The organism is Streptomyces sp. NPDC005485 (assembly GCF_040606085.1).
GTDB lineage: Bacteria > Actinomycetota > Actinomycetes > Streptomycetales > Streptomycetaceae > Streptomyces.
Map to the genome: position 1 here is coordinate 60,499 of NZ_JBEXDZ010000029.1, position 12,528 is coordinate 73,026.

General features: G+C 69.6%; 10 protein-coding genes and 1 pseudogene. 10 read left to right on the forward strand and 1 reads right to left on the reverse strand.

Annotation, left to right across the window (positions count from 1 at the left end; translation table 11 throughout):
• Positions 1-290: 290 nt before the first annotated feature.
• The 5 genes from ABZS97_RS12955 to ABZS97_RS12975 all read left to right on the forward strand — a co-directional run bounded on the left by ABZS97_RS12955 (position 291) and on the right by ABZS97_RS12975 (position 5,959).
• On the forward strand, positions 291-1,931 hold the full coding sequence (locus ABZS97_RS12955; protein WP_356136829.1) for an ABC transporter substrate-binding protein: 1,641 nt from the start codon (positions 291-293) through the stop codon (positions 1,929-1,931).
• 57 nt (positions 1,932-1,988) lie between these two features.
• The gene (locus tag ABZS97_RS12960) at positions 1,989-2,912 is read left to right on the forward strand and encodes an ABC transporter permease (RefSeq protein ID WP_356136831.1); all 924 of its coding nucleotides are present in this window, start codon (positions 1,989-1,991) and stop codon (positions 2,910-2,912) included.
• 112 nt (positions 2,913-3,024) lie between these two features.
• On the forward strand, positions 3,025-3,945 hold the full coding sequence (locus ABZS97_RS12965; protein WP_356136833.1) for an ABC transporter permease: 921 nt from the start codon (positions 3,025-3,027) through the stop codon (positions 3,943-3,945).
• 9 nt (positions 3,946-3,954) lie between these two features.
• Complete coding sequence (locus ABZS97_RS12970; protein WP_356136835.1) at positions 3,955-4,929, forward strand: ABC transporter ATP-binding protein; 975 nt, start codon at positions 3,955-3,957, stop codon at positions 4,927-4,929.
• On the forward strand, positions 4,922-5,959 hold the full coding sequence (locus ABZS97_RS12975) for a dipeptide ABC transporter ATP-binding protein (RefSeq protein ID WP_356136837.1): 1,038 nt from the start codon (positions 4,922-4,924) through the stop codon (positions 5,957-5,959). The genes ABZS97_RS12970 and ABZS97_RS12975 overlap by 8 nt, the downstream gene beginning before the upstream one ends.
• Before the next feature lie 149 nt (positions 5,960-6,108).
• On the opposite strand, the gene ABZS97_RS12980 is transcribed toward ABZS97_RS12975, so the two are convergent.
• Complete coding sequence (locus ABZS97_RS12980; RefSeq protein ID WP_356136839.1) at positions 6,109-8,226, reverse strand: prolyl oligopeptidase family serine peptidase; 2,118 nt, start codon at positions 8,224-8,226, stop codon at positions 6,109-6,111.
• Positions 8,227-8,409: 183 nt separating this feature from the next.
• Here ABZS97_RS12980 and ABZS97_RS12985 point away from each other — a divergent pair, with 183 nt between their 5' ends.
• The 5 genes and pseudogenes from ABZS97_RS12985 to ABZS97_RS13005 form a co-directional block, all read left to right on the forward strand.
• Positions 8,410-8,604, forward strand: a complete 195-nt coding sequence (locus tag ABZS97_RS12985) for a hypothetical protein (RefSeq protein WP_356136841.1) — start codon at positions 8,410-8,412, stop codon at positions 8,602-8,604.
• Between the two features lie 30 nt (positions 8,605-8,634).
• Entirely contained in the window at positions 8,635-9,516 is an 882-nt protein-coding gene (mshB, locus tag ABZS97_RS12990) for an N-acetyl-1-D-myo-inositol-2-amino-2-deoxy-alpha-D-glucopyranoside deacetylase (RefSeq protein ID WP_356136843.1), read from the forward strand.
• A complete protein-coding gene (locus tag ABZS97_RS12995) occupies positions 9,516-9,935 on the forward strand; it encodes a DUF6113 family protein (RefSeq protein WP_356136845.1) in 420 nt (139 codons plus the stop codon). The genes mshB and ABZS97_RS12995 overlap by 1 nt, the downstream gene beginning before the upstream one ends.
• 197 nt (positions 9,936-10,132) lie before the next feature.
• Positions 10,133-12,394, forward strand: a complete 2,262-nt coding sequence (locus tag ABZS97_RS13000) for a hypothetical protein (RefSeq protein WP_356136847.1) — start codon at positions 10,133-10,135, stop codon at positions 12,392-12,394.
• Positions 12,395-12,414: 20 nt separating this feature from the next.
• Positions 12,415-12,528, forward strand: a pseudogene (locus ABZS97_RS13005) (N-acetyltransferase); the annotation flags it as partial.

Here is a 12,528-nt window from a genome sequence, read left to right on the forward strand (position 1 = left end):
TCTGTGGCCGTTCTGTGTCCGGATTCGGGCCAACTGGGGCGAACCGGGTAAGAGGTTCGATATGCGGACGCGCGTGTCTCGGAATGCGTACATAGAGTGCGCGTTTTCAAACGGTTCGGCATCGGAAGGCGAAGATCCATTGCGTCCCGTATCCGGAGCGTCCGAGCCCCGGGGGACGTACCCCCCGAAAGGGTGGCGTAAATGTGCGGTATGTGCTTGGTGCCCTGATATTGGCGAAAAGGCACAGCGCACCGACGCTGCACACGCAGCGCACTCTGAGGAGGCACTCCATGCGTGGAGCCACGCACGCCAGATGGGCCGCATGCGCGGCGGCGGTAGCCCTGACGGCGACCGCCTGCGGAGGCGGGGGGAGTGACAGCGGAGGCGGAGGCGGCGGCGACGGCTCCGGGGTGGTGAGCTCCTCCTGGGGTGACCCGCAGAACCCGCTGGAGCCGGCCAACACCAACGAGGTGCAGGGCGGCAAGGTCATGAACATGATTTTCCGCGGGCTGAAGCAGTACAACGCCAAGACCGGCGCCGCCGAGGACATGCTCGCGGACAAGATCGAGACGTCCGACTCGCAGAACTTCACGGTCACGATCAAAAATGGCTGGAAGTTCAGCAACGGCGAGGCCGTCACGGCCCAGTCCTTCGTCGACGCCTGGAACTACGGGGCGAGCCTGAAGAACAACCAGAAGAACGCGTACTTCTTCGGGTACATCGACGGCTACGACAAGACCCACCCCGACTCGGGCTCGCAGAAGGCGGACAAGCTCGACGGTCTCAAGGTGACCGGCACCGACACCTTCACGGTCAAGCTCAACCAGAAGTTCTCGACCTTCCCCGACACCCTCGGCTACGCCGCCTACTCGCCGCTGCCCAAGGCGTTCTTCGACGACCACGCGGCCTGGGTGAAGAAGCCGGTCGGCAACGGCCCGTACACCATCGACTCCTACACCAAGGGCTCGAAGATGTCCCTGCGCAAGTGGGACGGTTACTCCGGCACGGACAAGGCGCAGAACGGCGGGGTGGACCTGAAGGTCTACACCGACAACAACACCGCCTACACCGACCTGCTCGCGGGCAACCTCGACCTCGTCGACGACGTGCCCGCCTCCCAGCTCAAGAACGCCAAGAGCGACCTGAGCGGCCGCTACATCAACACACCCGCCGGCATCATCCAGACCCTGGCCTTCCCCTTCTACGACAAGAAGTGGGACGCGAGCGGCGTGGAGAAGGTCCGCAAGGGCCTGTCCATGGCGATCAACCGCAAGCAGATCACCGAGACGATCTTCCAGAAGACCCGCACCCCGGCCACCGACTGGACCTCCCCGGTCCTCGGTGAGAAGGGCGGCTTCCAGGACGGCTTGTGCGGCGACTCCTGCGACTACGACCCGGCCGCGGCGAAGAAGCTCGTCCAGGAGGGCGGCGGCATCCCCGGCGGCCAGGTCAAGATCTCGTACAACGCGGACACCGGCTCGCACAAGGAGTGGGTGGACGCCGTCTGCAACTCCATCAACAACGCCCTGGGCAACGACAAGGCGTGCGTCGGCAACCCGGTCGGCACCTTCGCCGACTTCCGCAACCAGATCGGGCAGCACAAGATGCCCGGTCCCTTCCGGGCCGGCTGGCAGATGGACTACCCGCTGATCCAGAACTTCCTGCAGCCGCTGTACTACACCAACGCCTCCTCCAACGACGGCCAGTGGTCCAACAAGGACTTCGACAAGCTCGTCAACCAGGCGAACGCCGAGACCGACCGCGCCAAGGCCGTGAAGCTCTTCCAGCAGGCGGAGGAGGTCGTGCGCGACAACATGGCCGCCATCCCGCTCTGGTACCAGAACGGCAGCGCCGGCTACTCGGACAAGGTCTCCAACGTGGCACTGAACCAGTTCAGCGTCCCCGTCTACAACGAGATCAAGGTCAGCTGAGACGCCGCCCGGGACGGCTCCTTCACCGGGGCCGTCCCGCCTAACCCCGGAGCCCCCATGGGACGGTACGTGATCCGGCGTCTGCTGCAGATGATCCCGGTGTTCATCGGCGCGACCCTGCTGATCTTCCTCATGGTGTACGTGATGGGCGACCCCATCGCGGGCCTGTGCGGTGACCGCCAGTGCGACCCCGCCACGGCCGCGCAGCTGCGCAAGGAGTACAACCTCGACGAGAACTGGTTCTTTCAGTACCTGCACTACATGGGGAAGGTCTTCACCGGCGACTTCGGCACGGCCTTCAACGGGCAGGAGGTCACCGAGCTGATGCGGACCGCCTTCCCGGTCACCATCCGGCTGACGATCGTGGCGATCCTCTTCGAGATCATCATCGGAATCGCGCTGGGCGTCATCACCGGCCTGCGGCGCGGAAAGCCCATCGACACGGGCGTCCTGCTGCTGACCCTGGTCGTCATCTCCGTGCCGACCTTCGTCACCGGTCTGCTGCTGCAACTGCTGCTCGGCGTCGAGTGGGGCTGGATCAAACCGTCGGTCTCCGCGGACGCCACGTTCAGCGAACTGATCGTGCCCGGGCTCGTGCTCGCCTCGGTCTCCCTCGCGTACGTGACCCGGCTGACCCGGACCTCCATCGCGGAGAACAAGCGGTCCGACTACGTCCGCACAGCTGTCGCCAAGGGCCTGCCCCGGCGCCGGGTGATCACCAAGCACCTGCTGCGCAACTCGCTGATCCCCGTGGTCACGTTCATCGGTACGGACGTCGGCGCACTGATGGGCGGCGCCATCGTCACCGAGCGGATCTTCAACATCCACGGCGTCGGCTACCAGCTCTACCAGGGCATCGTCCGGCAGAACACACAGACCGTCGTCGGCTTCGTGACCGTGCTCGTCCTCGTGTTCCTGGTCGCCAACCTGCTCGTCGACCTCCTCTACGCCGTACTCGACCCGAGGATCCGCTATGCCTGAGCAGCCGCCGTACGAGCCAGAGGCGCATTCGGGGTCCGGATCCCTGCCTGCCAGGCCGGCGGGTCCTCCTCCCGAAGACCTCGCCATCGCCCCGACCGGGATGGGAGGCACCATGGACCTTGGCAGCAGCGAGGCCGAGACGCTGGAGAAGACGCCCGGTGGACCGGAAGGCACCGGCCCACAGGAGAAGCCGCGCTCGCTCTGGTCCGACGCCTGGCGGGACCTGCGGCGCAACCCTGTCTTCCTGATCTCCGGGCTGGTCATCCTCTTCCTGGTGGTCATCTCGCTCTGGCCCTCGCTGATCGCCTCCGGCAACCCGCTCAGCTGCGACCTCTCCAAGGCCCAGGAGGGCTCACAGCCGGGCCACCCGTTCGGCTTCGACGGCCAGGGCTGCGACGTCTACACGCGAACCGTCTACGGCACGCGAGTCTCCATCAGCGTCGGCGTGTGCGCCACCCTCGGTGTAGCCATTCTCGGCTCGGTGTTCGGTGCGCTCGCCGGGTTCTTCGGCGGCGTCTCGGACGCGATCCTGTCCCGTATCACCGACATCTTCTTCGCGATCCCGGTGGTGCTCGGCGGCCTGGTCCTCCTCTCCGTCGTGACCAGTAATACGGTCTGGCCCGTCATCGGGTTCATGGTTCTGCTCGGCTGGCCGCAGATCTCCCGGATCGCGCGCGGCTCCGTCATCACCACCAAGCAGAACGACTACGTCCAGGCGGCCCGCGCCCTCGGCGCCTCCAACTCCCGGATGATGCTTCGGCACATCACGCCCAACGCGATCGCGCCGGTCATCGTCGTGGCGACCATCGCGCTCGGCACGTACATCTCGCTGGAGGCGACGCTCTCCTTCCTCGGCGTGGGCCTCAAGCCGCCGACGGTGAGCTGGGGCATCGACATCTCCGCGGCGTCCGCCTACATCCGCCAGGCCCCGCACATGCTGCTGTGGCCGGCCGGGGCCCTGGCGATCACGGTGCTCGCCTTCATCATGCTCGGCGACGCGGTGCGCGACGCCCTCGACCCGAAGCTGAGGTGAGCCGCCGTCATGCTGCTCGAAGTGCGTGACCTGCATGTGGAGTTCAGGACCCGGGACGGTGTCGCCAAGGCCGTCAACGGCGTCAACTACAGCGTGGACGAGGGCGAGACGCTCGCCGTGCTCGGCGAGTCGGGCTCCGGCAAGTCGGTCACCGCGCAGGCCGTGATGGGCATCCTCGACATGCCGCCCGGCAAGATCACCGGCGGTGAGATCCTCTTCCAGGGCCAGGACCTGCTCAAGCTCAAGGAGGACCAGCGGCGCAAGGTCCGGGGCGCCGAGATGGCGATGATCTTCCAGGACGCGCTGTCCTCCCTCAACCCGGTGCTGTCCGTCGGCGACCAGCTCGGCGAGATGTTCACCGTGCACCGCGGGATGTCCCGCAAGGACGCCCGGACGAAGGCGATCGAGCTGATGGACCGGGTGCGGATCCCGGCCGCCGCCGACCGCGTGCGCGACTACCCCCACCAGTTCTCCGGCGGCATGCGCCAGCGCATCATGATCGCCATGGCGCTGGCGCTCGAACCCGCGCTGATCATCGCCGATGAACCGACCACCGCCCTCGACGTCACCGTCCAGGCCCAGGTGATGGACCTGCTCGCCGAGTTGCAGCGCGAGCTCAACATGGGGCTCATCCTCATCACCCACGACCTCGGCGTGGTCGCGGACGTCGCCGACAGGATCGCCGTGATGTACGCGGGCCGGATCGTCGAGTCGGCACCGGTGCACGACATCTACAAGGCGCCCGCCCACCCGTACACCAAGGGCCTGCTGGAATCGATCCCGCGCCTGGACCAGAAGGGCCAGGAGCTCTACGCCATCAAGGGCCTGCCGCCGAACCTGATGCACATCCCGCCCGGCTGCGCCTTCAACCCCCGCTGCCCGATGACCCAGGAGGTCTGCCGGACCGATGTGCCGCCGCTGTACGAGGTGGACGAGGACCGGCGCAGCGCCTGCCACTTCTGGAGGGAGTGCCTGAATGGCTGAGTCGATTCTGGAGGTCAGCGGGCTCGTCAAGCACTACCCGCTCACCCGGGGCATCGTGTTCAGGAAGCAGATCGGCGCCGTCAAAGCCGTCGACGGAGTGGATCTCGAACTCCGCCAGGGCGAGACCCTCGGCATCGTGGGCGAGTCCGGCTGCGGCAAGTCGACGGTGGCCAAGATGCTGGTCAACCTGGAGAAGCCGACCGCCGGGACCATCAAGTACAAGGGCGAGGACATCACCAAGCTGTCCGGCAGGGCCCTGAAGACGGTGCGCCGCAACATCCAGATGGTCTTCCAGGACCCCTACACCTCGCTCAACCCCCGTATGACGGTGGGCGACATCATCGGGGAGCCGTACGAGATCCATCCCGAGGTCGCGCCGAAGGGCGACCGCCGCAAGAAGGTCCAGGACCTGCTGGACGTGGTGGGGCTCAACCCCGAGTACATCAACCGCTATCCGCACCAGTTCTCCGGCGGCCAGCGCCAACGCATCGGCATCGCCCGGGGGTTGGCCCTGCGCCCGGAGATCATCGTCGCCGACGAACCGGTCTCCGCGCTCGACGTGTCCGTGCAGGCGCAGGTGATCAACCTGCTCGACAAGCTCCAGGACGAGTTCGAGCTGAGCTACGTCTTCATCGCGCACGACCTCTCGATCGTGCGGCACATCTCCGACCGGGTCGGCGTGATGTACCTCGGGCGGATCGTGGAGACCGGCAGGGACGCCGAGATCTACGACCACCCGACGCATCCTTATACACAGGCACTGCTGTCCGCCGTGCCCGTCCCGGACCCCGAGGCCCGCGAGCACCGGGAGCGGATCATCCTCGCCGGTGACGTGCCGTCCCCGGCGAACATTCCCTCCGGATGCCGCTTCCGCACCCGCTGCTGGAAAGCCCGTGAGCGCTGCACGCTGGAGGTCCCGCTGCTCGCGGTGCCCGCGGAGTTCCGGCACCTCCAGGGCCCGGCCGCGCACGACTCGGCGTGCCATTTCGCGGAGGAGAAGCAGGTCGTGCCTCCCGAGCCGGAGACATAGCAGTACAAAGCCGTACGAACTTGGTTTACACGCAGGCAACTTGACGGAAGCGGTCCCGATATACGGACGGGCCAAGGTGAACACCGTACGGCCGTGCGGGTGCCGTAGACGAGCCGGGGCGCGCCATGTCGCCCCGGCTCGTTGCCTGCTCAGCCCAGTTTCAGGGCGCGCCGCAGGAAGTCCGCCTGGAGCAGCAGCAGGCTCTCCGCGACCTGTTCCTGCGGGGTCAGGTGGGTGACGCCGGACAGGGGGAGCACCTCGTGCGGGCGGCCGGCCGCGAGCAGCGCGGAGGACAGCCGCAGGCTGTGGGCGACCGCCACGTTGTCGTCGGCGAGACCGTGCACGATCAGCATCGGGCGGGCGGGCTCCGCGGCGCCGACCAGCCCCTCGTCGTCGATCAGCGAGTTCGCGGAGTAGACCTCGGGCTGGGTGCGCGGATCGCCGAAGTACCGCTCGGTGTAGTGCGTGTCGTACAGCCGCTGGTCGGTGACCGGCGCGCCGACGACGCCCGCGTGGAACACGTCGGGGCGGCGCAGCACCGCGAGCCCCGCCAGATAGCCGCCGAAGGACCAGCCGCGGATCGCGACCCGGGTCAGGTCGAGCGGGAAGGTCTCCGCGAGGCCCTGAAGGGCGTCGATCTGGTCCTGGACCACGATCGCGGCCACGTCGTCCTTGATCGCCTTCTCCCAGCCGGGGGAGCGGCCGGGCGTGCCCCGTCCGTCGGCGACGACCACCGCGAAGCCCTGGTCGGCGAACCACTGCGAGGTCAGGTGCGCGTTGTGCGCGGCGAGCACCCGCTGCCCGTGCGGGCCGCCGTAGGGGTCCATGAGAACCGGCAGCAGGCCCTCCTTGTGGTCCCGGGGCAGCAGCACGGCGCACGGCACGCGACGCGCGCCCCCTTCGGTGAGGGTCATGCGCGGGGACATACCGGGGTGTTCCGCGTACGACGCCACGGTCGCCGTCTTCTTGCCGTCGCGCAGCACCTGCACCTGGGCGCCCGGCCGGTCGGGCGCCGCCGAGACCAGCACGGTCACGCCCCCGGCGCGCACCGCCGAGTGCACGCCGGGCTCTTGCGAGACGCGCTCCACTCCGAGCTCATTGACGCGATAGACATGCACCTCGCCGACCTCGGGGGCCGCTGCCGCCTCGCCCGCCGACGCCGAGACCAGCACGTTGTCGTCGGACACGTCGAGAACCGCGCGCAGATGCAACTGCGGTCCCGTCAGCAGGCGTTCGCCGAAGGCGAGGACACGTGCGCCGCCCTCGTCGGCGATCCTCACGAGCTGTCCGCCCGGGCTCCAGGACGGTACGCCGGGGAAAAGATCAAGCCATTGTGGATCTTCGTCGGCATGCACCATCCGGGTCGCCCCGGTGTCCGGGTCCACGGCCAGGAACAGCTGACTGTGCTGGTCCCGCGCCTGCACCAGAATCAGCGGCGCACCCGCCGCTGACCAGTGCACATGCGCCAGATACGGGTAGCGGGCCCGGTCCCAGGCGACCTCCGTGCGCGTCCCGTCCAGCCCGGTCACAAAGAGCCGTACGTCCGCGTTGGGGGTGCCCGCCGCCGGATACGCGACCTGCTGCGGATCGCGCTCCGGGTGCGCGGGATCGGAGATCCACCAGCGCTGGACGGGCGCGTCGTCGACCCGGGCGACCAGCAGCCGGTCCGACTCCGGCGACCACCAGAAGCCGCGCGAGCGGGACATCTCCTCGGCCGCGATGAACTCGGCGAGCCCGTAGGTGACCGTCTCCGACTCGGGCTCCAGCAGCGCCCGGTCGCCCTCGCCCTCGGCGCCGACCACCCGCAGGGCGCCGGCCGTGACGTAGGCGACGAGCCGTCCGTCGGGGGAGGGGCGCGGGTCGATCACCGGCCCGGGGACCCGCAGTTCACGTGCCGTACCGGCCCGCAGCTCCGCCGTGAAAAGCCGCCCCGACAAGGCGAAAGAGGCCAACTCCACCGCCGCGTCGGTGGCGTAGCCGACCACTCCGGCACCGCCCTCGCGGCTGCGCTCACGGCGCGCCCGCTCCTGGACGGACAGGCGCTCGCCGGCGCCTCCGAGCAGCGCGAGCGGGTCGGCCGCGACCCGCTCGGCGCCGTCCGCGACATCGAGGACCCACAGCAGATTCGCCCGGTCCGTACCGGAGCGGGAACGCAGGAACACGACACGGGAACCGTCGGGGGCCACGGCGAACGCACGCGGCGCACCGCAGGTGAACCGCTGCGTACGCGCGGACAGGCGCGGGAAGGAGAGAGGCTCGGTCGTCATGCCCCGACCATATTGGCCATGCGCCCCCTTGTGCGGCCGTGCGCCGATCGATGCGCGCGTACGGATAGTTATGATCACTAGCGCTGTGTGGGTATGAACCTGCTGGCTGCTGTATGGATTTGCCGTCCCCGTACGACCCCCTGTCCGGCCCCCGGTCCCTGGGTTCTTTGGAGGTGAGCCGCCGTGGCACTCTCGATTTCGGCGGTGGTGCTGCTGGCGATCATCGTCTTCATCCTGGTCAAGAAGTCAGGGTTGAAGGCCGCGCACGCGATCGTCTGCGTCCTGCTCGGCTTCTATCTCGCCTCCTCGACGGTGGCACCCACGATCAGTGAGCTGACGACGAACATCGCGGGGATGATCGGCAGCATCAAGTTCTGACCGCAGTGGTCGCCTCGTAGGGTGGGGACCATGACGGAACTGCCCGACCGGCGTCTGCTCCTGGTGCACGCGCATCCGGACGACGAGTCGATCAACAATGGCGCGACCATGGCCAGGTATGCGGCCGAGGGCGCCCATGTGACGCTGGTGACCTGCACGCTCGGCGAGGAGGGCGAGGTCATCCCGCCCGAGCTCGCGCACCTCGCGCCCGACCGCGAGGACACCCTGGGCCCGTACCGGACCGGTGAGCTGGCCGCCGCCATGAAGGAGCTCGGGGTCACGGATCACCGGTTCCTCGGCGGGCCCGGCCGTTTCCGCGACTCCGGGATGATGGGCGTCGAGCAGAACCACCGCGCCGGCGCCTTCTGGGCCGCCGACCTGGACGAGGCCGCCGCCCACCTCGTCGAAGTCATCCGCGAGGTACGGCCCCAGGTGCTCGTCACCTATGACCCCGATGGGGGTTATGGGCACCCTGACCACATTCAGGCGCACCGCGTCGCCATGCGCGGCGCCGAGCTGGCCGCCGACGCCGCCTTCCGGCCCGGCCTCGGCGAGCCCTGGCGCATCGCCAAGACCTACTGGAACCGGGTGCCGCGCACGGTCGCCGAGGAGAGCTTCGCGCGGCTGCGGGACGCACTGCCGGAGCTGCCCTTCTCGGCGTCCGCCGCGATCGGCGACGTACCGGGTGTGGTCGACGACTCGGTGATCACCACAGAGATCGACGGCAGCGCGTACGCCGCCGCCAAGGCCGCCGCGATGCGCGCGCACGCCACCCAGATCACCGTGACCGAGCCGTGGTTCGTGCTCTCCAACGACCTTGGGCAGCCGCTCTTCACCACCGAGTACTACGAGTTGGTGCTCGCCGGGGCGCCGAAGACGCGTGAGACGGACCTGTTCGAAGGGGCTTTGTGATGAGTACGGCAGGCAGGCAGGGCAGTGCCCTCGCGCAGCCCCTGGTGCGGCCCTCCGGTGGACGGATCGCCGCCCACCTCGGGCTCTTCGTGCTCGGCGCCGTGGTCGGGGCGGCCGGGGCGCTCATGCAAGCCGCCTGGTTCCCGGGGGGGTTGCTGCTCTCCCTGGCGGGCGCGGCGGGACTCTTCCTGGGCGGATCGCGCGCGACCGGCTCCAGGGCGGGGGCCGTTGCGCCCGCGGTGGGCTGGATGATCGCCGTCGTCCTGCTCACCTCCACCCGCCCCGAAGGGGACTTCCTTTTCGGCGCGGGACTGGGCTCCTACCTCTTCCTGCTCGGCGGCATGGCAGTCGGTGTGATGTGCGCCACGCTTGGCCAGGGGCGGCAACCAGGCGGCCCCGCCGTCCGACTTGGCAAGTGACGTACTACTTTTCCGTATCACGGACGTGCGGGTCCCGTGGGGGTTTCCTTCGCGGGCGCGGTTTGCGCGCCGGGCACGGCCAGTATGGTGGTGCGCGCGCCGAGCCTCCCCCGAGTTCTCGACTTCGTTCGAGCAGCGGGGACCCCCAGAAATGAGATCGAGTACACGGGCGGCGGAGCCAACCGGGAGAACCTGCCTTGAGTCGTGAAACTGACAGTTCGTCCTCCGGGCCCAACGGGCGCGGTGGAGCGGCGTACCCGTCGGGGACGCCGCCGTACGGCACGCCTGCCGCGTCCGAAAACGGTGCCGACGAGGGCCGTTCGGCCGCCGGCACGCCTCCGGAGGAGCGCAGGACCGAGACCACGCTGACGACCCGGATCCGGATCAACATCCCCGGATCCCGGCCGATTCCGCCGGTCGTCGTGCGCACTCCGGTGGGTGACGCGGACGCGTCCGCCGAGGGCACCGACGGCGGCGGCGCGGAGCCGGCCGGGGTCGCGGGCGGCGCGAGTCCGCCCGCGCCCGCAGCGTCGGCCGCCGATCCCGCGGCTCCGGCCGGGGAGAAGCAGAACAACTGGTTTGCGCCGCGCAAGTCCAGTGCCCCCACGGGCGGCCAGGGCGGCGGCTCCACCAACGGAGCGGGCCTGCAGGGCAGTTCGGGAGCTCCGGCACCTTCGGGACCTTCCGCTCCTACCGGTCCCGGCGGTCCTTCGCCCTTTTCCGGTCCTTCGGGAGGTTCCGGGCGCCAGGGTGCGCAGGGTGCTCCCGGCGGTGCGCGTCCCTCCGCGGCGAACGGTGCCGGCCCCCGGCCCGGCGGCGGACCGGTCGGCAGCGGTCCCCGTCCGGGCGGCGGTACGAACGGTGCCGGGCTGCCCGGTGCCACCGGCGCCGGTCCCGTGGCCCCCGGCCATGGCGGCGGCACCGGTTCCTTCGACGTCTCCGCGGCGCTGACGGGCAGCACCGGATCCTTCCCGCTGCCCGGCTCCGACGCTGCCGGGGAGCCCCGGCGCGACGACCTCCCGTACTTCTCCGAGGGCGCCGGCCGCGGCCCCGCGGGCCCGACCGGCGGTCCGGTCACGGGCGACGGACCGCTGGTGCCCCCGGCCGGTCCGGGCGTACGTCCGGGCAGCCTGGCCGCGGGTCCGGGCCGACCCGGTGGTCCCGGCATGGGTCAGGGCGGCCCCGGTGGCCAGGGCGGCCCCGGTGCCGGATACCCCGGCCCCGGCGGTCACAGCGGCCTCGGCGGTCCCGGTGGCGGGCTCAGCGACGACACCGCGATCCTCACGCCGCAGAAGCCGGCCCCCGAACCGGGCGGCCAGGGCTACGGAGCCCCCGGCGACAACGTCTCCGGGCACACCCTGACCAGCGGCATCCCCGTCGTCCCGGCCACCCAGAACTCCCCGTTCGGGCCGGGCGCGCACACCGACGGACCGCTGCCGCACACCCCGCCGAAGCTGCCGGACCCGGTGACCCCGCCGGCGGCGAGCTCCGCGAAGCCCGCCGCCAAGAAGAAGGGGCGCAGCAAGCTGATGCTCCTGGTGGTCGGCGTGGTGGTCATCGGCGGCGGTGCCTACGGCGCCGGGCTCCTGATGAACCACTCCGACGTGCCCAAGGGCACCACCGTGCTCGGCGTCGACATCGGCGGCGGCACGCGCGACGAGGCCGTCAAGAAGCTCGACGACGCCTTCGGCGACCGTACGAACAAGGCGCTGAAGCTGTCGGTCGACGGCGACACGGTGTCCCTCAAGCCGGACCAGTCGGGCCTTCAGCTCGACAGCAAGGCCACCGTCAGCGCCGCCGCGACCAGCGACTACAACCCGGTCTCGGTGATCGGTTCGCTGTTCGGGCAGCAGCGGGTGATCGACCCCGTCATGCCCGTCGACGAGGAGAAGCTGCAGGCCGCCCTGGAGCGGGCCGCGGGCGGCTCCGGCTCGGCGGCGGACGGCACGATCAAGTTCCAGTCCGGCAAGGCCGTCGCCGTGTACGGCAAGGCGGGCAAGGGCATCGACGTCGCGCCGTCCATGGCGGCCGTCGAGGAGGCGTACCGCACCCAGGTGGAGACCAACACGACCACGCCGGTCAAGGTCGCCACCAAGACCCGTCAGCCGACGATCCCGAACGCCGAGGTCGACCGGATGATGAAGAAGTTCGCCGAGCCGGCGATGTCGGGCCTGGTCACGGTGCGCACGGACGCCACGCACTTCGTGCTGTTCAGCCCGGAGAAATCGATCTACAAGTTCCTGAGCGTGCAGGCGGTCGACGGCAAGCTCGTCGAGCACTACGACCTCGCGGTCCTCAAGGAACTGTACGGCGGTGCCTTCGACGGCGTCACGATCACCAAGGGCAACGGCAGCAAGAAGCCGGTGAGCCCCGAGGACGTCGCGGTGGCCCTCGGCACGGCGCTGCGCGGCACGACACCGGCGGCCCGGATCGTCACCATCCCGACCAACCCGAGCTAGCGGACACGCCTCACGAGCGCAGAGGGCGCCCAGGTCATGCCCAGGTCTACGAGACGGCCACGATCGGCGACGGAACGACGGTCTGGGATCTCGCCCAGGTACGCGAGGACGCCCGGCTGGGCAGCGGCTGCATC

Excerpts from the sequence above, each read along its gene's own strand:
- ABZS97_RS12975 (WP_356136837.1), top strand. The coding sequence starts at position 4,922 with ATGGCTGAGTCGATTCTGGAGGTCAGCGGGCTCGTCAAGCACTACCCG.
- ABZS97_RS12965 (WP_356136833.1), top strand. The coding sequence starts at position 3,025 with ATGGACCTTGGCAGCAGCGAGGCCGAGACGCTGGAGAAGACGCCCGGT.
- ABZS97_RS12995 (WP_356136845.1), top strand. The coding sequence starts at position 9,516 with ATGAGTACGGCAGGCAGGCAGGGCAGTGCCCTCGCGCAGCCCCTGGTG.
- ABZS97_RS12970 (WP_356136835.1), top strand. The coding sequence starts at position 3,955 with ATGCTGCTCGAAGTGCGTGACCTGCATGTGGAGTTCAGGACCCGGGAC.
- mshB (WP_356136843.1), top strand. The coding sequence starts at position 8,635 with ATGACGGAACTGCCCGACCGGCGTCTGCTCCTGGTGCACGCGCATCCG.
- ABZS97_RS12955 (WP_356136829.1), top strand. The coding sequence starts at position 291 with ATGCGTGGAGCCACGCACGCCAGATGGGCCGCATGCGCGGCGGCGGTA.
- ABZS97_RS12980 (WP_356136839.1), bottom strand. The coding sequence starts at position 8,226 with ATGACGACCGAGCCTCTCTCCTTCCCGCGCCTGTCCGCGCGTACGCAG.
- ABZS97_RS12960 (WP_356136831.1), top strand. The coding sequence starts at position 1,989 with ATGGGACGGTACGTGATCCGGCGTCTGCTGCAGATGATCCCGGTGTTC.